General features: G+C 39.1%; 15 protein-coding genes and 1 pseudogene. All 16 read right to left on the bottom strand.

The window, feature by feature from the left end; translation table 11 throughout:
• Position 1: 1 nt before the first annotated feature.
• Complete coding sequence (locus BUB08_RS00630; RefSeq protein ID WP_072997992.1) at positions 2 to 934, bottom strand: sugar phosphate isomerase family; 933 nt, start codon at positions 932 to 934, stop codon at positions 2 to 4.
• A 121-nt stretch (positions 935 to 1055) separates the two neighbouring features.
• A complete protein-coding gene (locus tag BUB08_RS00625) occupies positions 1056 to 1550 on the bottom strand; it encodes a 3-keto-disaccharide hydrolase (RefSeq protein WP_217651523.1) in 495 nt (164 codons plus the stop codon).
• 126 nt (positions 1551 to 1676) lie between these two features.
• Positions 1677 to 2423, bottom strand: coding sequence for a PIG-L deacetylase family protein (locus tag BUB08_RS00620; RefSeq protein ID WP_072997991.1), 747 nt, complete (start codon positions 2421 to 2423; stop codon positions 1677 to 1679).
• Between the two features lie 24 nt (positions 2424 to 2447).
• The gene (locus BUB08_RS00615; protein WP_217651522.1) at positions 2448 to 3512 is read right to left on the bottom strand and encodes a Gfo/Idh/MocA family protein; all 1065 of its coding nucleotides are present in this window, start codon (positions 3510 to 3512) and stop codon (positions 2448 to 2450) included.
• Entirely contained in the window at positions 3490 to 4062 is a 573-nt protein-coding gene (locus tag BUB08_RS00610; protein ID WP_072997989.1) for a DUF1097 domain-containing protein, read from the bottom strand. The genes BUB08_RS00615 and BUB08_RS00610 overlap by 23 nt, the downstream gene beginning before the upstream one ends.
• Positions 4063 to 4113: 51 nt before the next feature.
• Positions 4114 to 5538: a Gfo/Idh/MocA family protein gene (locus BUB08_RS00605; protein WP_072998829.1), complete on the bottom strand. Its 1425-nt coding sequence runs from the start codon at positions 5536 to 5538 to the stop codon at positions 4114 to 4116.
• A 201-nt stretch (positions 5539 to 5739) separates the two neighbouring features.
• Positions 5740 to 6210, bottom strand: a complete 471-nt coding sequence (locus BUB08_RS00600) for a reverse transcriptase family protein (protein ID WP_245820151.1) — start codon at positions 6208 to 6210, stop codon at positions 5740 to 5742.
• Positions 6211 to 7061: 851 nt separating this feature from the next.
• Entirely contained in the window at positions 7062 to 8363 is a 1302-nt protein-coding gene (locus BUB08_RS00595; RefSeq protein WP_072997987.1) for an AGE family epimerase/isomerase, read from the bottom strand.
• An 8-nt stretch (positions 8364 to 8371) separates the two neighbouring features.
• A complete protein-coding gene (locus tag BUB08_RS00590; RefSeq protein ID WP_139249566.1) occupies positions 8372 to 9607 on the bottom strand; it encodes a hypothetical protein in 1236 nt (411 codons plus the stop codon).
• A gap of 36 nt (positions 9608 to 9643) precedes the next feature.
• Positions 9644 to 10876 (bottom strand): ligand-binding sensor domain-containing protein, encoded by a 1233-nt coding sequence (locus tag BUB08_RS00585; RefSeq protein WP_139249565.1) that lies wholly within the window; start codon positions 10874 to 10876, stop codon positions 9644 to 9646.
• Positions 10877 to 11236: 360 nt separating this feature from the next.
• On the bottom strand, positions 11237 to 12442 hold the full coding sequence (gene ltrA, locus BUB08_RS00580) for a group II intron reverse transcriptase/maturase (protein ID WP_217651521.1): 1206 nt from the start codon (positions 12440 to 12442) through the stop codon (positions 11237 to 11239).
• Between the two features lie 45 nt (positions 12443 to 12487).
• Positions 12488 to 12640, bottom strand: a complete 153-nt coding sequence (locus BUB08_RS20290) for a hypothetical protein (protein WP_175549901.1) — start codon at positions 12638 to 12640, stop codon at positions 12488 to 12490.
• A pseudogene (locus BUB08_RS20575) lies at positions 12640 to 13351 on the bottom strand (IS630 family transposase); the annotation flags it as partial. The gene BUB08_RS20290 and the pseudogene BUB08_RS20575, both read right to left, overlap by 1 nt.
• A 365-nt stretch (positions 13352 to 13716) precedes the next feature.
• The gene (locus BUB08_RS00565; RefSeq protein WP_139249563.1) at positions 13717 to 14928 is read right to left on the bottom strand and encodes a hypothetical protein; all 1212 of its coding nucleotides are present in this window, start codon (positions 14926 to 14928) and stop codon (positions 13717 to 13719) included.
• 307 nt (positions 14929 to 15235) lie between these two features.
• Complete coding sequence (locus BUB08_RS00560) at positions 15236 to 16894, bottom strand: RagB/SusD family nutrient uptake outer membrane protein (protein ID WP_072997978.1); 1659 nt, start codon at positions 16892 to 16894, stop codon at positions 15236 to 15238.
• Between the two features lie 29 nt (positions 16895 to 16923).
• Positions 16924 to 20190 (bottom strand): SusC/RagA family TonB-linked outer membrane protein, encoded by a 3267-nt coding sequence (locus tag BUB08_RS00555; RefSeq protein ID WP_072997977.1) that lies wholly within the window; start codon positions 20188 to 20190, stop codon positions 16924 to 16926.
• Between the last annotated feature and the right edge of the window lie 119 nt (positions 20191 to 20309).

The raw sequence follows: 20309 nt of genomic DNA, 5'->3' as shown, positions 1-20309 counted from the left end.
CCTAATGCATTTCCGTTCCGCAACTGCCCAGCCCGCCCCGGTAATAGTTGAACTGTACATTGGGGTGGCAAGCAAGGAGCGACATCGGCACTGCCGAGTCCATTATTTTTTTGCCGATCATAAACGCGGTAAGCCTTTGCCCAAACGGGTTGTCGTGCACGCCAGCCTGCCATATCGATACTTTTTCTGCTTTCCAGGTCTGTACCGGCCCTACGGTTATTGCCTGTGTGGGGATGCCCGTAACGACGCCCCCGGCACTGGTGCGGGCATTCTGCATACAGGTTACAGGGTGTAGGTCAACAATTCTTGTGGAAAGCGACAGAAATTCTTCAGGCAAAGGGGGGGCATCCTGATATTTGCCTTTCCTGCGCACCGGGTCGTTGAAGGCCCAATGCTTTACATCGCCCTGGCCGCCCTGCATCACCGCACAACGGATGCCACTGTCCCAGCTTTCAATATATGGCCTGGTGTCGGCTTTCGGAAAATGAAGGTTGTTGTCGGGCATCCTTAGTTTTGCATCAATTTTATCAAAACACATCTCCCTGTCGGCTTTTTCAAACGATAACGGGTGTGAGGCATCCATCTCTTTTCCATCAACTACCCATTCGTCCATACCCCAAAAATGTGAATTGGAAAGGTTTAAGCCCAATTCATTCACCAAACGGGCTACTAACGGCAACTGTTCCGTAGGGCCTATTGGGCCGCATACACCCACAGGTGCACTGTCGGTTGACTGTTTCCAGGCTGTGATATACTCTAATGTTTCGGCAAGGTAGAAATCTTCCAGAGTGTCATAAAACACAACTTTAAAGCCCGGCCTCGATAGTTGCAAAAGGTCTTTTTCGCTGAGTTTGGACACATCGTCCAATAAATTGTCTTCAAGGGTAGTAAAATCCCACCACCCGGGGGCTAACTTACTTTCTTTTCGTGCCATAATATGTAAATTTTGTAATTATTGTTTTATCAATTATTTGTTGATATATGTACTTTCAGGTTATCAGGCAATCAAGCCTGTAAACAATCCAAATCTTGCAGATTATGTATCAGGTGCAGGCTTAATTCAGTTTTTTAACCTTCAGGTTTTTCCATCTGACCTTGATGCCACCCCCATCGTGGATCTGCAGGGCGATGGCCCCACGTCCCTTTGCTATTTTTTCATCATCAATATCGACCATTTGTACCCCGTTAAGCCAGGTTGTTACATGACCATCCACAACACGTATTTTCATGGTGTTCCACTGGCCCATTTTCAAGATGCTTTCTTTTTCATCAGGTATCTTTACTAACCAACCACGGCCATACGATTCATAAATACCGCCTGTATCTTTGTTAGGCGGAGCTACCTCAACCTGCCAACCACTAACTTTTGTGCCTTCAAAAGTAGAACGGAAGAATATACCACTATTGCCGTCTGCTTCCTGTAAGAAATCGGCTGACATCTCAAAATTGTAATACTGTTTCTTTGTTGACAGGTAACCATACCCTTTATCAGGCCCGCTCTCACAAACCAAGAGGCCTTCTTCCACATACCACTTTTCGGTACCGTGCACTATCTAACCTTTAAGGTTTTTACCGTTAAAAAGTGATTTGTATTTTTGTGATTGGGCATGTGCAACATTAAAAAATAAAGCACATGCTAATATCAAAATTGTTCGTTTCATCTCATTATAATGTTTTTATCTGACAAACTCTCCAAGTACCACTTTTAAAATATTATCCTGCGGGTATCCATGCCCGAGGTGCTGTCTGAAACCTTCGGCATATCCTACACCTATCTCTTGTCCCCTCGATTCGGTAAACCGCTTCATAGCAAGGATGTATTCATCCATCTTATGGTGCTCTAGCAACCAGTTGCGCTGGCTCGCATGGCATGCAAGCATTTTTTCCTTCAAAGCCATTTCTTTTGAAACATCAACATATATAGACGGAGGCATTGGCCTTCCCAATTTATCTTTTCCTTCCAGCGCATCTGAATAATACAGGTATGGCGTTGGTTCAAACGCGGTCTCCTCCACCTCCATGTTTTTTATACCACAACAAAAACAGGCCGTTTGTACGACAAGGCTGGTCATTTCATGATCCACCATGTAATCAACAGGGCTTGCTGTAAAAACAATATCAGGTTTTACTTTGCGGATTAATGCTGTTGCAGCATTGATTGTGTCACGGTTGTACATGATATATACATCTTCAAATTCAAGGCAATGATATGTGCCGCCCAATAATCTGGCAGAGTTTTTTGCTTCCGATTTCCGTATGGCGCTAATCTCTTCGCGGTTATGAACGGCGGATCCCTTGTCGCCGGGGGTCATTGTTGCAATATGTATCTCCCATCCCTGTTGTTTCAACAACGAGAGTGTACCTGTACACATCAGTTCTGCATCATCCGGATGCGCAAACAGGGCAAGTACTGTTTTTTTCATATTGATTTTTATTAATTTTACAGGTTATTGACTTTCTGCCGATTTGTCTGCTGCAAATATCAGTTCATGTGTTTTTATCGCATCGTTTAAACCAGTCAGCGGCATCTCTTTCCCTGCTTCGATGGACTTAAAAAATTCTTCGAACTGAACCTGATAAGGGTGATCCGACACATCTCCGGAGTCTAACATCTTCATTGACAAAGTGCTCCATTTCCCCTTATCAAGGCCATTTATTTTGGTGGAATAAAACTTGTTGTCCAGAAGGGTGCCCTCGCTTCCTACCAAATGAAAATGAAAGTAATAGGGTTGTAAACAGTCAATAACAGATGCAACTTTGCCTACTGAACCATTTTTAAATTTGACGATGGATACGGAGCTTGTAGGATATTCATATTTTTCAAAATCTTTATTTGATGAATAGGCTGAATAGCTTTGTACTGATTCAAATTCACTGCCCATGCACAATAACAAGGCATCCATGGCATGGCATCCGGCCGACAAAAGGCTGCTACCACCAGATTCCTTTTGGGTGTTCCACCTATATTGTCCGTACCATGGCCCTATACCATGAAAATAATCCACTTCACCATAGTGTATGTCACCCAACAGCCCCTGATCGATGATAGCTTTAATGGTTAGCAGCTGGCTGGAAAAACGACATTCGAAACATACACAGACATTAACCCCGGCTGCTTTTACCGCTTTTTCTACTGCAAGGCACTCTTCCCAATTCATGGCCAAAGGCTTTTCTATTATAATGTGTTTCCCCGCCTGGGCTGCCATAATTGCCTGTTGGGCATGGAGGGCAGGATAGCTACATATGGATACGGCATCTATCGCCGGATCAGCCAGCATCTCTTCCATCCGGGTATAACATTTAATTGCCCCACCATGTGTTGCACCGATTGCAGTAGGATCAAGCCTGCGCGATGAGCAGACAGCGGTAACCTGTCCCAAGGATGTGTTGTTGATTGCATCAATATGGGCTCCTGCTGCCCAACCATATCCTATTATTCCTACATTGTATTTTTTCACAATAACTATTTTTGATTTAATAATATTGATTTTAACCCTTTGCCAGTTTTGCATCGAACCATAACTTGAAGGTGACTGTTGCCCAGCCAAACACAAGGCCCAACACAGCAGAGACCAGCAAGGGGACGGCAACCTGGAAATACCAGGAATATGCCCCAACCGTGACAGGGGCCTGAACATAGGTAATAATGGCAAAATATGCCCCGGAACCTATAAAGTAGGATGGCAGGAAGTTGATGGCAGGTACCCTGTCGGCAGGAATAATAAGGAACGCCACAAAAGATACGGCGACAACCCCGCCCCAGGCAACTGCAGAAGTGTTCAGACTGCCAAACAAGCCCCCCAGTTCAATCAGGATTACAGAAGCAATTATCCCGCCAATATATCCTACCATGGTCTTAATGGCCATTTTTATTGTGCAACCACCCATAAAATACATGGCCCAGGCCTGAAAGGCCGACCAGACCAGTAAGCCCTTGCCCATTGCTTCTGGTGTAAAAGGGACAAAAGGGGCAATGATCAATAACAACATGGCTTGGAGGCCAACAAATGCAGGAAATCCCATAAACTTATGGAATGGAATTGTGTTCGATTTTTCTTTCATGATAGAGATTTTTAATAGTTATTGCTTTGGTTAATAAAATTCAAAAAAAGGTCATGCCATTTCCCAGCCAGCCCTTACGGGTTCCCTGATTATCGGATCTGCATCAGGCAAACCAACAGCTTTCATGTTTTCTTTGTCCCAATAGATTTTCTCACCGCCTAACCTAAGTGAAAGGACTCCCAAAAGGGTTATCTCTGTCAGTTTTGATGCATATTCAAAATTTGACAGGGGCATTTCACCGCCTTTTATGGCATCGAACCATTCCCGGTGTTGTTCAGCAGAACGAGGGAAGCAGGGTTCCGGCGCAGTAAATGAGTCCCTGAGACTTTCCGGGAATATTTCAGGGGCACTGGCTGCATTTCCATTGGTCAGGATCACACCTTTTTCCCCAATAAACATTGCCCCCCTGGAATTAAGTTTAAGATTTTGTGGAATTTCAGGCGGCAACTCCGGCAAAAGTCCCCCCGACATCCATGTCAGTTTTAGGGGCGGACGATTTTCATTCCCGGCAAAATGGAAATACCCTATTTCTCCGTAAGGAACCACCTCGCCGCTGCCCCTGTTGCCGGCAGGGAACACTTGTACGCTTTCCGGCACATCAAGGTTGAAGGCCCAGGTGGCTGCATCCATATCGTGGCAACCGAAGTCGCCCAATGACCCATTTCCATAGTCCCAGAAATCGCGCCAGGTAAATGGCGAATAAACCCTGTTGTATGGGCGGAATACAGATGGCCCTATCCATAAGTCCCAGTTAACCCCTTTTGGAACTTTCATTGCTTCAGCAGGATATCCTGTAAGCCATTTCTGATATCGTGTGGCCGGCACCCATGAATAAGCTTCATGTACAGGCCCGATAACACCTGCCCTGAGATATTCGACTGTTTGCCGTATACCATCGGAGGCATGCAACTGGTTTCCCATTTGGGTAGCCAGGCCCGTTTTCATAGCGACTTCACGAATTTTACGTGCTTCCCATATATTATGCGCAAGCGGCTTCTGGCAATATACATGCCTACCCGCCCGCATCGATATGATGGAGATATATGCATGGGTATTGTCGGGCGAGGCACAGATCACTGCATCTATTGATTTGTCCTGCTCCAGCATTTCCTGAAAATCCTCATGTTCTGTAATCCTGTAGTTGGGCGTTTTTTTGGAATAGTGTTCCTCGATTGTTTTTTTCCTTGGGGCACGGCCAAGACCTTTTTTGTTTAAATGGTTGCCATCCCAATTTCTGGCCGGGTCGGCGATACTTATTATCTGCACATCATCGCATCTGAACACTTCATTCAGGTGGTGACTGGCAATATCTCCTGCCCCAATCAAGCCGATGTTTATCTTGTCACTGGGCGGCACAAATCCTTTGCCGCCAATGGTGCAACGGGGCAGGATCATAAAGCCCGCACCGGCAACAGTGGCAGCTTTAATGAATTTGCGCCTGGTGGTGTTTGTTTTCTCTTTTTCTTTACTGGTCATTTGATTTACATTTTGGTTATTTACAACTTCCGGGTAGAGCGGTTCGTTACCTCCCCGCTCCCCCACAGACCCGTACGAGCGGCTTTCCCGCATACGGTTCCCCGGTAATTAGTTTCGCTATAAAGGAACATAAGAGTGGTAAATAAAGGGTCTAATAAGAGGGTCCCATTTTACAACCAAAGTGGTAAAGGTATCCCAATTTCACTTTGGTTTACCCCCTCTACGGTTTAGCCATTTGGAAAGACATCTCCTGACATTCCTGTAATAACTGAATATACCTCTATAATTAAAGGTAATGCCATAATACGAGTAGTGTTGGATCACATTGTCTATCGCCCTTCTTATCACTCCATCCTTCACCCGTTTTTCTAGGAATTTCCAGAGAATACCGTGATTAATGCTCCCAAAGTAGTCTTTAAGGTCGGCATCTATAATATCTCGCATCCTGTGTAAACTAACATGTTTGAACATACAATTAATCGCCTGGTGCTGTGAACATCCCGGCCGAAAGTCGTATGAAAAAGGTTTAAATTCTTCTTCATATATAGGCTCTATGACCTTTTGTACACTTGCCTGCAAAACTTTATCCTCAATAAGATCATAAAGACTGTGCAAGGCTTCTCCCTTGAGCTTCTTTGCTCTTTCAGCTATCTGTACTTTTACTGTTGACATTTTTTTCATGTAATTGATACATTAATGTTTCTAAACTACAGCCCTAATTACCGGCATCCCCCTTCCTTACTCACCGGCTTTCAGCGGTCCTGATTTCCCGGCTTTCAATCAGTACTATGGGGTTGCTAAGACTGCCTTCGCCCTTCTCCTTACCTTCGGTCTCCCTCGGTTCAGATACCATTTACGTTTGTTGCCCGTCCTTTGCGCTACTGCAGGGGCAACAAATTCCCTGTTTAACCCGGTCTAATTGGTCACGCGGTTAACCGTCATTGCCGCGGAATCTCGAATGGAGGCGTTAGGCTCTCCCGTGTTCCCGTGCTTCCCTTTTCTGCCTTTGAAATGGTCTCAGACCCCGGCCAGGCTCCAACAACTCGCCAAATCGCTGCTTTTCGTGTTGTCCCAACCAGATGAACAGTTAAGACCCCGGCATTCATCTTTCTTTCGAGGCTACATAGCATACCTTTGACAATCGCTGCCTACACTTCGTGCCATCATCTCTAATGACTACGCAAGGCTCGCTTCCGGTGGCTGGCTAAGCCTTTCCGTACAGGCTTGGTTACCTGTAGGGAAACTAAAAGGTGTTTCATTAACTTTTATATTTATTCGCCTTTAAATCCCCACCTCATGGACTAGCACGGCGCAATCATCTGAAAAGTGATAGTTTTTTGTTCAATATCTTTTTTGTAACAAATTGAAGATAAGTAAATTATATCACTTCCCTAATTTTTGATTTACATTTTTAAGTATTATCAAATAATCGATATGCAATATTTTTGATTTTTCAATTGATTAAAAAACAAAACACCAATCATTTTAAGCTTTGATTTATTTTATTATTGAATAGGCTATTTTTAATCAAATGGAGCATTTTTTACCTTCCCTTCTTGTTTTATGATCCTATTAATTATTTCAATTGAGTAAAATAGTTGCCTAGGTAAGTGTAACAAATCCTCTGGTCTATAATTGTCAGGAATACTATGATAAAGACTGAAACATTTATTATAGTATCTAATAATATCAGGATGGTGGTTATTTTCAATTACCATGAGACAAAATAATAACACATCATCAAGTGCTCCCCAAGGATCAAATTCACTCTCTACTTTGGGTATCTCCTCCGGGTATTTTAAAGTTATTATTCCTTTACCATCAACATAACACTTTTCTAATGTAGAGAATCCCATTTCAATACCATGCCTATATGTGGGATAATGCTTTACACGATGAGCTTCATCCATTACCATCCAACAGGCTTGAATAGAATGCCAGCCACTGATACTACGAAGATTTCTTGATCCACCCCAATTGGATACATTAGAAATATACTGTTTATAGTTGATATCTAAATATTCAAATAACAGTTTATACTCTTCTATCCAATGATATTCACATATCATACGAACACAAAAACGTGCAATTTGCTCAATTTCTTGATCATATTTGACTCTTAATAGTGAAGATAAAGAATAAAGAAGGTGTTGCCAACCCCCTAGTCTGCGGATTCCAGGTTCCATGGCAGGACCATGAGCATCTGTATGTTGATATATAGGAGAAACTAGACGTTTCAATATTGAATGAACAGTATTAATAGCAATATTTAAATCTTTTTCATCACTAGTAGCCTTATAAAGTTCGGACAAACCAAGTACCATATAAATATCTCCATAATGATCAACAGGTCCACTTAAAGGATTACCCTGCCTTTCCAAAATAGAATTCCAACGGAAATCATCTAAAAGAGCATGTTTTACCACAAAATTTCTACCATTAATTGCAGCATCCAAATGAAGTTTATTTTTTGTTACATGATTATATAGATAACTAAACATCCATATAGCACGGCCCTGATAATACATGCTTTTCTTTTCAAAATCCGGTTCTTGTCCAGGTTTTAATGAATCAGCAAACCCACCGTTATCCCAATCGACACCACGCTCCCAATTAGGAATATAAGTTTTATAAAGATAATTACGATGAAAATCCAGTAGTTCAGGAAGTGACATCCCTCCTAGTCTGTCCAATATTAAATGATTTGAATTACTATTTTTGTCAAAAATATCATGTTTATTTTTGTTAAACAGTTTGACATCATTTATTATTGTTGGAGATAATAAAATACCTCCTCCTAGCTTTAAAAATTTTTTACGTTGCATTATTATAGTTATTTATTAAGTGTATATATCCAGATAAATGAGTGTCGGAGATTTTCACCGAAAAATATTTTTCCATTTTTATCCGCAACAATTACATTGCATTGAGAGGTATTGTCAGGCCACCCCAAGCAGTCAATAGAACCGGTCACCTGATTGTAACACAACAGCCAGGAGTTGTCTTCGTCCCTTCCACCAAGCATATATAATTTTTCATCGGTTCCATAACACAGCGATTTCAGGTTCCAGTACTGAAAGGCTTTTCCCTTGTTGATTACTGTTGATGTTGAAGGGTAAAATTTAAAAAGGAACCCATCGTTGATTGTCCCGCACCAAAATCCCCCGTCGCTGGCACGGATTGCCGAAGCAATTCCGTTTTCATAAAGCTGGTCCGAGTCCATGCCCTTTTGACTGGGGATAGTTGCCCCGGTAAAAACAGGTTTCTCATCCCCAAATGCCAACCTGAAAATCCTTCCGCCTGCATAAACTGAGTAGTATGAAGGGCCGCCATCCATTAATTCCTGTTTCCAAACAGGTACTTTTTCATGCACATAGGTAGAAAAATATACTGTTCCAGCATCATCAACAATCAGTACCTTGGGGACACCTCTCCATGAAACCCGTCCTAAATCTTCTACACGCCAGGGTTGCATAACCTGTCCAAAGTCTTTTTTTATCTTTGTTTCCAGGTGATATGAAAACAGATGACCGGCTGGATAGGTAATGCAATATATTATCCCACGTATTGAATCCATTGCCATACAGTTGATTCCCTGTCCTTGCTGGATAATTCCTAAATCATCCATTGTCTTTTTTCCCGGGTTGTAGGCAAATAAGTGGCCACCTTCATAATCCTTTTTATCCAATATTTCATTGTATGTTGATGTACAACCGTACAAGACACTACCTTTCCCAACAACAAGGTTACTTATGGTAGTTTGACCGGGCATTTGTCCGGTCATATTGATAATGTGTTCTGATTTTTCACCATCGATCCGAAAAAGGTGGCAATTTTGTGCCCCCCATGTTGCTTTTGTACTACCGTACATCCAGCCGTCCGGCATTAAAATTAAATCTGTTACAGCACTTTCCCCACCTTTTATTGGGCCTTGAGGACCATTTGAAATCAGTACCTTCGAAATAGAACCTGCATCCAATCCCCCCATTCTTTGTGAGAATACATTTGTAGCATGGAAAAGCAAAATAATTATGGGTAAAACCAGTTTATGTTGAATACTATTTTTCATACGTTTTCACATTTAATTTATAACCTAAACCTGTTGTTAGTCCAATTCGTTAAGATCCTCAGGAGGGGAGTATTTTAGCAGATAAGGCCGGGTAATAGGCTGGCCACTTTTGTCTTTTTGAATCTGATCCCCTTCGTAGAACCGGCCAAAGGAATTGAAATATACTTCATGGTCTTTGCTGCATAGAGCACCGAAGCAACCTTCAAAGCCTTCAATCTTACCTGCCCAATAGTATTTGCCCGTTTTTAGATCTAATATTGTCAATACCCCAAAAGCTTCTTCCAGTAACCCATAACCGTGGGTTCCTGCAATAAAGTACAGTCTTTCCCATTTTTCATCCAGTGCTATATTTGGTGTGTAATGGGATTGATCAGGCATGCCTATGATATGTCCCAGGTCTTTTAGCTCATTGGTGTTTGGATTGAAACTCCAGACAAAACCATCTGTGGTAATGCCATAGATGGTGTTCATTGAAGAAACTACTGATGCCCTGAAATCCATCAATTTCCCCGGCAATACAATATCCAGGTCCATAAATTCCTGCGTGTCAGGATCGAACTTTGTCAGACCGCCAACATCATTGGCAAAATAACAATATCCATCATTATCCATAATCATTTCTCTCACCCTGTCTTTTAACCGGCTCATCCTTGCTACTGACTCATATCGGTTAAGTTCCATAGTGGAGACCTTTACACGCCAGAATTTTGCCCTGTCTACAGAAATACCATTGATAATGTCCCTTTTTTCATCGTAGTACATAGCAGCAACAGCCCCATAGGGCACAGGGATGCCTAAATATTCCGCATGTTTTGTTGAAGGGTCATACTTTATCAATGCCCCACCGGCATAACTCTTGGGGAAATATGCATCGGTATATTCATGAATAAAAGAATAGCCCATGTACCCGGCAAAATACAACCTGTCTTTAGAGTCTGTAACAATGTTTGCATGTATCTTACCATGGCCGGGCGTCTGCTCATTTGAATAGATGGCACTGGTAGAATTTAATTCCAACTCTTCAAATGATTGGTCTTGCATTGGATCATAATAACACAAAGTTGTGTTCCCAAAGCCCCATGGTCTTTCATATCGATCACTTTTGTCCCATTTCCCGGTAATTTCGTCTATGCCCCAGTGATCTCCCCCACAGAACCAAATCTTTCCATCACTTGTCTCTGTAATTTTACTCCAGGTTGTATTTTGCGTTGATTCGCCTTTCCATTCTAAGCCCTTTGCCAGGTACATGGGCAACCGAATTTGTTTCAAAGTTTCTACATCTATGGATTGCCCGTGAGCAAAGTAAGGAAAAACACAAAAGCAAATAAAAACAATTATTCCATATTTTTTTTCCATTTTTATAAGATTAAAATTGTTTGTTTTAAAAGGTATCATATGCGACAAAGTAATCCCAATGGGAGAACTCGCATGTATTTAAAAATACTCTTGGTGGTAAGATTTTCCCGGGTAGAGCAGTTCGTTACCTCCCTGCTCCCCCAAAGACCCGGACGAGCGGATTTCTCGCATCCGGTTCCTCGATAGTTAGTTTCGCTAAGTCTGTACATATGGTTTTGCTATAAAAGGTTTTATTAATGGTTGCCACTCCCCGGTTAACTTAACTATGAACTTTCAGTCCCATTTGGTTTTACCTCTCCGGCGTCTTAACCATTTATACAATTTTCGCCTGACTTCTTCATAGTAGCGGTGGATACCATCGTAATTATGGATTATTCCATAATATTGATAATGCCCCCTTAACTTAAGGTTCAACATAACGATTAAATCTTTGAGTTTAATATGTCGGTTTTCTTTTATATAATTGTCGATGTTTATAACAGCCTTTGTGAACTTCCTGGAGCTTGTCTTTCGTTTCAGGACTTTCATCCCTTTACGGCTTTTCCCCAGATAGTGGGTAAAGCCCAAAAAGTCAAAGCTCCGGCCCGACAGGCCACCTGGTTTGTCCAAATCTATCAGTTTAGTTTTCTCAGGGTGTAGTGTGAGGTCATATTTGGCGAACCTTTTCGGTAAGACTTCCATTACCCTCTGAGCATCTGATTTATCTGAAAAGCCCAATACAAAATCATCTACGTATCTGATTATAAAACTCAGCCCTTTTAGCAATGGCTGGATTTGTTCCGAAAACCACTCATCCAGCACATAATGAAGATAAATATCGATCAATATCGGTAATATAATACCACCTTGAGGTGTACCTTCATCAGGGTAACTGATGTTCCCCGATTCCATTATTCCTGCCTTAAGCCACCTATTTATCATCTTTCTTACCACTCCATCATTAACCCTTTTGTCAAGAAAATCCCGGAGAAGGCCTTGATTTATACTCCCAAAATAGTTCTTTATGTCTGCATCAATTATATAATGCATCTTATCAAAACTAACTTTACGAAACATAAAATCTATGGCCTGGTGCGGTGAACGACCCGGTCGAAAACCATATGAAAAGTCCTTAAACCCCCCTTCAAATATTGGCTCAATAACCTTTCGTACACTTGCCTGCAAAATTTTGTCTTCAATGGTCGGGATACCTATTGGCCGCTTACTATGCTTGTCCTTGGGTATATACGCCCGCCTTATGGCTGGTGCCCTGTAACGTCCGGACTTGAACTCTTTTAAAAGATTTTCAAGCTTCTCTTTGAACCCTTCTTCTCCATAGTCCTGCCATGTTTTCCCATCAACTCCCTTTGCACTTTGCCGGTTGAGTTGTTTATAACTCCCCTCCAGCATTGGCAAATCAATGAAGTGGTGAAGATTATGCAAAGCTTCCCCTTCGAACTTCCTTGCCCGTTCGGCTATCTGCAATTCTACTGTTGACATTTCAATCATGTTTCTGGTACATTTTCATGTTTCTAAATTACAGTTCTAACTACCGGCATCCTCCTGTCTGCCCTGACAGGATTTTCCCTTCCCTACTCTCCGGCTTCCATCGGTCATGGTTTCTCGGTTTTCAATCGGTACTATGGGGATGCTAAGACTGCCTTCGTCCATCTCCCTTACTTCAGTTTCCCCTCCCATATCCTTTTTGCTTCTTCCGGCTTATATGTTTCATATAATGAGCCCGGTTTGTGCGTATTATGGTTGTCCATGACCAAGGTGATTTTGTCCGCATCTTTATATCTCACGGCTATTTCAGACAGGAATTCAGCCCAATCTTCCTTTGTTTTTGTTTCCGTGACCTTTACATACCGTTTCCCATTCAGTGGTTCGTTGGACATAAAAATGTTGCATAACCCTTTTCTGATGTATTCATAATCATGTTTCCCCTCGCTGCCCGGCTTCATCTCTATTGGTGTTTTTGTTTCCACGATAAGTTGTTTTGGGGACTCGTCCATACAAACAACCGGACGTGCCGGATTATTTGGACATTTATATACTTCCAATACCTTTTCCATATTTGCCACAAAATCACCGTTTTGCAAGGGTGGTATCACCCATCCTTTTTTCTTCAACGGTTTCAATTCGTTTTTTTAAAACCCTGCGCACGGTTTCATGCGATATTTCATCAACATATTCCAGTTCAACAGCTTTGTCTGCCAACATCCTCAAAGACCACCTTGAGAAACCTTCAGGTGCCTCGCTGCAGCTTAATGCTATAAGGCGCGCCTCAAGATCGCCATCTACTTTCTTTTTATACACCCTTTCCCCTTTGTGCCCTTCCAATGCTATATCCAGGCCTTCTTCAACAAACCGCATCTTTACACGGTCTATCTTTTTCATGATTATATCATTGCCATGACACTAGTGATAAAATATAAAAACATGTAATTACTTGTGGGCATGTCATAAAACTATCTTGTTGGGGAAATTTCTTTGATTATAAACTCATGTCTAAGATTCTCGGTTCTCCTAGAAAGGGTTTTACCAAATAGTTATAAAAACAACTGTCTTAACCTAACCAAAGGTAGCCACTTTGATTTGTTATATTACGTCCAATTCAACTTAAGGCTACCTTTGTTACTATTAATCTATTTTCACAAAAAATACTTTTGTTCAGAAATAATCATTTTCTATTATATCCTATTAATATTATTGCAAGGCATAAGCTTATAACTATTAAATTAATTTGAAGCGTTAAAAAATATTAACTTAATTTAATTCTTATTTTCTTTAATAACAATTTGATATACTGGATCAATATTACGATATAGTGATCCTGGACTAATCCTTTCAGCCATAGAACACATAGAAAACATTGTTAACTCAGTCAATAATTGCTCATCGTATGAGAATATCTCCGCTACAATCCTTTGCAATTCTTTGTCAGCAATTTTCATCATGCTTTTAGGCAAAATATTATGTTGTATTAATATATATATTTGACAAGGCAAATACCCCATCTTCCCACCTACTTTACCTTTACGAACATCATATTTTTCATAAGTTCCACTTTCGCCCTTTCCCAACAAATTTGATTCAAACCATTTCATTATAACATCAATTTGTTCATCAGCAACCTTTTTCACTGTAGGAAATTGACCTGAAAATATGTGTGAGACACCTGCAGTATATGGATCTAGGATTGCACGTATCACTCCTGAGGATGCATCATTATTTATAGGAGGGTTAAATTCAAGATAAAGCGAATCTTTGCTATATATTTCTCTAACTACATTATGATTAGCAAGCCAATTAATTGCATTTATACCTGCATAAAGATATCGCCTTTGCTCTTTTTCATCGAAAAGTTTAAAAAATACCTGGCCAGCATATCCCACAATCCAGGGATTTGAATCATTGGATTTTGACCACATGCCGTCACGAATACCACCTTCAGGATCGATATAGTTTTCTAAAACCAGGTTAGCAAAAGACTCAACAGAGTTAATATAGCGTTCTCTTTCCATTGGAATTCTACACCTTGTAGCAGTTGAGAGCAAGCCCATTGATATCTCGCCACAATCGGCAACGAACCACTCACCATCTGTTTCAAAAGGCTTACGACCGTAATTCATATAATATCCTCCCTTTGGAATCATTTTCTGCTGATTGGTAATCATACGATCTGACCAAATTTTCATTGTGTTAAGGTATTTTTCATTACCCGTTAAGTCGTAAGCGACTCCAAGAGCGCGTACTGCATATGCGTCTGCATAATATGGTACTTTTCGTAAAGGTGTATCTTGTGAATATTGTCTTTCTGGCAAACTCAATTTTCGTACTGCAAGATCACACAATTGAATGAATTTAGTTTCTAAATCACTTAGATTAAGTTCACCTGAAGGATATTGCTGAATATTCGTTTGAGTATATCCAACCATAGCAAGCAATATCATAATTAATGTTAATGTAATTGAATTTCTCATTTTCAAAGTTAAATTTAATGAATACTATTATTTTGTTTTTATCAAATATTATTTTTATCTATTAAACTTATAAACATACAACTGTATTTGTATATGTCCTTTTCTGAGGAACTCCTTTATTAAAATAGTCAATCTAAATATTTCCTATTTTTATTCAACTCGTAAAATATATATTAACTATTTGGAATTTAACCTTTTAATACAAATTTAAGACACTTCCAACAAGGACATATATAATCAGTTCTAATTATAATGAACACACTTTTTCCATATATCCATTAAAAACAAAACTATATTTTATGTTTTCCTAAAATCCTGGATTCTGTGGCATTTCTTTTGTTAAATTAGTATTAATCACCGACTCAGGTATAGGGAATAGTAAATCTCTATCAGTAATAAACTCTCCTCCTCGTTTATTGTATTTTTTTACCCTTTCCAGCCACTTGCCTGTCCTTAATAGTGTATAACGTCGATGCTCTTCCTGTAATAATTCGCGCGACCTTTCATCTAGAATAAAATCCATGTTTATATTATCAGATGTAATATCACTTGCATTAGACCTTCTTCTTAAAATATTAATTGTATTTGCAGCTTCTTGATTTGATCCAAGCATAAATTGAGCTTCTGCCTTTAGCAAATATGTCTCAGCCAACCTCAAATATATTTTATCAACATATTCATATGTATCTGTGAGACTAACAGGAGAACTACCTAAAAACTTCCTGCAAAATGGCCAACTATAACGTTGGGCTGCTTGATTTGTTGTAATATCTCCAGATGTATCAAGCCAAATCGTATCTCCATAATTATATCCGGATGGAAGTAAATCTGCTTTTGATAATTCTCCATTATCTTCTTTTAAAATGAAATATTTCCTTATTACATGTTGAGAACCCCTATCATCTTGTGGCTCATAATTCTCCCAAGCCCACCTTGTTAATGATGCATAGCTCATAGGTCTACCCCCTCTATCAAAAGAAATCTGTAAAGGAGTTACTCCGTTAACTGTAATTGCCCAATATCTGGAACCATACAAATAACGCAAGAAAGAACCTGCTCCACCAGTAACCCCATATTGATATTGCCATACCCATAATGCTTCAGTATTACCTTCCTCACGATTTGTATTACCATCGTAAAACATATCCATAAAAGGTACTCCCGGTTGATCTGCTTTTACACCATATCGCTCTGTGATAAGCTTGTAATTAGAATTTGAAATAACTTGATTTGTCCAATATAATGTACTATCTGGCATATCCAAAGTAATATACATCTCAGCTAAATAATGCTGAGCAGCACCTTTTGATATTCTCCCTCTTACTTTTGGTGAATCATCCAAATATTTTTGCGCAAACAATAAGTCTGATATTATTTGTTTTCTTACTAGTTTTACAGGCGTTCGTTCCCAATCTGTTTTAATTGTCGAACCAAGTGATTCATTCAAGCTCAAGGGCACATCTCCCCAACCATACGAAAGATGACGATATGCCCAAGCACGTATTGCTTTAGCTTCCGCAATGCTTCTATTTTTGTTTTCATCTGCACTATAATTCCCTCCAAACCAATTAATATCATCTCTACTTTCAGCTTGATTGATAATAGTATTTGCAGCGTTTATAACTGAATATAACCATAAAAAAATATTTTCATAGTCAGAAACCTGAGAATTATTGACATCTCCCCAATCCCGGGATATTTGCATAAATGCGCTACCTGTTTGAGCGGCATAATTATCAGTTCCCACCAAGTATAAATTGGCTGGCAGTAAACTTATACTGCTAATCCATTGAAATTCATATCTCACTCTTGAATATAGACCATTAATTCCAGTTTCAAATCCTTCAATTGATGAATACAAGCTTTTTGTAGTAATGGAATTAGGTGGATTTTCAAAAAGATAATCATCACTACAACTGGCTAATATCATTATCATAATTGCTACAATTGCATATAATCTTCTCATGATATATATATTTTATCTAAATATTAATTTTATAAATCTATTTTCAATCCAAATATTAAGGATCTTTCCAAAGGTAATTCGCCTGTAGGATACGTTGATTGGTTTACTTCTGGATCGTAACTAGTCCATTTTGTTAACGTGTACAAATTCCGACCTGTTACGTAAACATTTAACCCAGATAATCCAACTTTTTTTGCTATTTCAGAAAAATTATAGGATAGAACAACATCTTTTAAACGTATAAAACTTGCATTTTGATAAATTCTTCCAGACATATCTATTCCTCCTTGGAATGTAGAATACTTTTCATTCATAGGCCATTCATTTGAAGGATTATCTACTGTCCAGCGATTATAATTCAATATATTACGTCTAGTTTCTGCCGCTTGTTCTACCATTATTTTATTATTTTTGGTTACCCCGTGTACTCCATGTAAAAATATTCTTAGTGTTAAATTCCCATAGCTGAAAATGTTGGTCATTCCCCATAATATTTTGGGATCACTTTGACCTAAAACTTTCATGTCGTTGGTAGTAATTTTATAATCACCATCTAAGTCCTTAATTTTTACATATCCTGGTTTTGAACCCCATTTTGCTGCCTCTTCTGCCTCATCTAACTGCCATACACCATCAAAAACATAATTATAACTTACAGCAATTGGCTTACCGATGAACCACCTATTAGCAATATCATCAATCTCTATTCCACCTTCTTCTAATAAACCGTATAATGAAATTATTTTATTTTTAACATACGATATATTTCCTGATGTTGACCATTTGAAATTATTAATCAAATTCTTTGAATTAATTGAAAGTTCTATACCTTTATTTTGAGTTTTACCTAAGTTTGATGTTATACTTTTTATCCCATGTATTGATGAAATAGTTCTATCTAAAAGTAGATCCTGAGTATTTGTTCTATAGAAATTTAGATCTCCATAAACTCTCCCCATAAATAATCCATAATCCAAACCAAAATTAATTGTCTTGCTGGTTTCCCAACCTAGTTTATCTTGTCCTAATGTCGATGGAAAATAACCTGGCAAAGTTGTTGAACCACTAACATTATTTGCAGATGATAATCTACCAATTGATTGATATGGATTTACTGCCTGATTCCCATTTTCCCCCCAAGATGCCCTTAATTTTAATTGACTGAATAGATCCTTCCACGGGAAAAAGGTCTCTTCTGCAAGGTTCCAACCAAATGCAGTAGATGGAAAAACACCCCATTTATTATTGTCACCAAAACCTGAATAACCATCCCTTCGAGTAGTTAAAGTAATAAGATAACGACCATCGTAACCATAATTTAAGCGAAACATTTGAGACATTAGGACAGTTTTACTATATCCAAATCCAACACTTTTAGTACCAGCTTCGTTTGTTCCATACCAAGTTAAAATGTCATGAGAAAAATTTCTGCCTGATGTTGAAGATGCATTGTAAACATTATTTTCAAAACTATATAATAATGTTCCTGTAATACTATGTGCTTTAAAAACTTTATTATAAGATAATAAGTTTTCAAGAACATTTCTAGTTGAAATAGCAGTTCCTGTACTACTAGTCCCTTTAGATTCTAATCCCCTTTTAGTATTTCTTCCCGAATATGTTGCATTATCGCTGACATTCAATCTTAGTCCCGAATTAATTTTGTATTCTAATCCAGGAATAAAAGGAATATCAATATTTAATGAATTATTTGAAAAAACTCCATAAGCCCTATTTTTATCTTTGTATAGAGTGTATTCAAGAGGATTTGTAAAGTATACATCTTCCGGCCAAATGTAAATTCGGATCGTTCCATCGTCATTATATGGTTTTACTAAAGGATTTAGAACACCTCCGGCATCACCACCAAAATCTGGGCTTGCTCCATCTTGGTCTTCATATAATAATCTTGTATTTGTATTGAATGAAAGCCATTTAGTAATTGATGTTTTAAGGTTTACAGTACCTGAAGTACGTTTATAATTGTCATTGACACGAACACCCTTCACATCTAAATATCTTCCTGATATATAGTAGTTTGTTTTTTCAGTAGCTCCTGAAAATGCAAGATTGTGCTCTTGAGAGAAACCTTTTCTTAACGTAAGATCTTGCCAGTTTACCCAATCACCTGATTCATAAACTTCACGTTCAGTATTAGTCATCTCAGATGGAGAACGTTCCATTTTATATTTATAAAAACCATCACCAGTCAGATACTCTGGCAAATTTGTAGTATTACTAACAGAATAATAACCATCATAGGTAATTTTCGTTTTCCCTTTTATTCCCTCTTTGGTGGTAATAATGATTACTCCATTCGCACCCCTTGAACCATAGATAGCTCCTGAAGAAGCATCCTTTAAAATGTCAATAGATTTTATGTCTTTAGGATTAACATCATTAATAGACCCTGTGATACCATCTATAATTACCAAAGGACCGTTATTGGCTTTTATTGAATTACGTCCCCGAATCATAAGAACTTCATCCGGATTAGCTCCAGCAGAAGTTGTTTGAATCAAAACGCCAGGAACATCTCCTTGTATTGCCTGAGCAACATCAATAATAGGAGTGGAATTCAATCGTTCTTGAGAAACTGAAGCCACGGAACCTGTAATGTCACTTTTTTTCTGGGTCCCATACCCAATTGCCACAACCTCTTCAATCCCAATAGTCTCCTCTTCCATCACCACATTAATTGTAGTTTTACCTTCCATTGGAATTTCCTGTGTTCTCATTCCGATAAATGAAAACTGCAATGTGGCATCATCAGGTATATTCGATATCGTGTATTCCCCGTCTACATTAGTAACAGTACCGTTACTTGTTCCTTTTACTACAACTGTAACTCCGGGAAGGGCTGCACCAGAAGAATCGGTTACTTTACCTGAAATTTTGCTTTGATTTTGCTCTCCACTAGATAATGCCCGTTCGCCATTTTTTGAGATTACGATAATCCGATCAATTATCTGGTAAGAATACAGGTCTCTATCTAGTATTTCCTCTAATACAGTTTGAATTTTAGCATTCTTAAAATCAAAGTTGTACTGCCTATTCAAATCCAGCTGATTGGTTTGAAACATGAAACCATAATCGGTTTGACCTTCAATTTTCTCCAGTACCTGAATAATAGTGGCATTCTCTACGTGTAGATCAAATCGGATGTTTTGGGAATAACTTCCGGTAGCCATTGCCATTGCTGAAAGAAAAAGAAAAAAGCTCGTTAGTTTCATCATTACCAGTAATTTCATTACACCAAGGCTTCCAAAACCTCGGAAAATTCGTTTTTTCTTCATAATTTTGTTTGATTATTCATTAATAATACGGTTTTGGTAATCTGCTTAATTACCTCAACCAAAAATTTAAGTAGCGAAGTCGGGGTGTGACAGCATCCCGGCTTTTATTTTTTTTAAGG

It is taken from the genome of Mariniphaga anaerophila, from assembly GCF_900129025.1.
In the GTDB taxonomy this organism is placed as follows: domain Bacteria; phylum Bacteroidota; class Bacteroidia; order Bacteroidales; family Prolixibacteraceae; genus Mariniphaga; species Mariniphaga anaerophila.
This window is presented reverse-complemented; position numbering and strand designations above follow the sequence as displayed.

Coding starts and splice junctions, on each gene's coding strand:
- BUB08_RS00630 (WP_072997992.1), bottom strand. CDS start 934: ATGGCACGAAAAGAAAGTAAGTTAGCCCCCGGGTGGTGGGATTTTACT.
- BUB08_RS00620 (WP_072997991.1), bottom strand. CDS start 2,423: ATGAAAAAAACAGTACTTGCCCTGTTTGCGCATCCGGATGATGCAGAA.
- BUB08_RS00615 (WP_217651522.1), bottom strand. CDS start 3,512: ATGCAAAACTGGCAAAGGGTTAAAATCAATATTATTAAATCAAAAATA.
- BUB08_RS00610 (WP_072997989.1), bottom strand. CDS start 4,062: ATGAAAGAAAAATCGAACACAATTCCATTCCATAAGTTTATGGGATTT.
- BUB08_RS00605 (WP_072998829.1), bottom strand. CDS start 5,538: ATGACCAGTAAAGAAAAAGAGAAAACAAACACCACCAGGCGCAAATTC.
- BUB08_RS00600 (WP_245820151.1), bottom strand. CDS start 6,210: ATGTCAACAGTAAAAGTACAGATAGCTGAAAGAGCAAAGAAGCTCAAG.
- BUB08_RS00595 (WP_072997987.1), bottom strand. CDS start 8,363: ATGCAACGTAAAAAATTTTTAAAGCTAGGAGGAGGTATTTTATTATCT.
- BUB08_RS00590 (WP_139249566.1), bottom strand. CDS start 9,607: ATGAAAAATAGTATTCAACATAAACTGGTTTTACCCATAATTATTTTG.
- ltrA (WP_217651521.1), bottom strand. CDS start 12,442: ATGTCAACAGTAGAATTGCAGATAGCCGAACGGGCAAGGAAGTTCGAA.
- BUB08_RS20290 (WP_175549901.1), bottom strand. CDS start 12,640: ATGGGAGGGGAAACTGAAGTAAGGGAGATGGACGAAGGCAGTCTTAGC.
- BUB08_RS00565 (WP_139249563.1), bottom strand. CDS start 14,928: ATGAGAAATTCAATTACATTAACATTAATTATGATATTGCTTGCTATG.
- BUB08_RS00560 (WP_072997978.1), bottom strand. CDS start 16,894: ATGAGAAGATTATATGCAATTGTAGCAATTATGATAATGATATTAGCC.
- BUB08_RS00555 (WP_072997977.1), bottom strand. CDS start 20,190: ATGAAGAAAAAACGAATTTTCCGAGGTTTTGGAAGCCTTGGTGTAATG.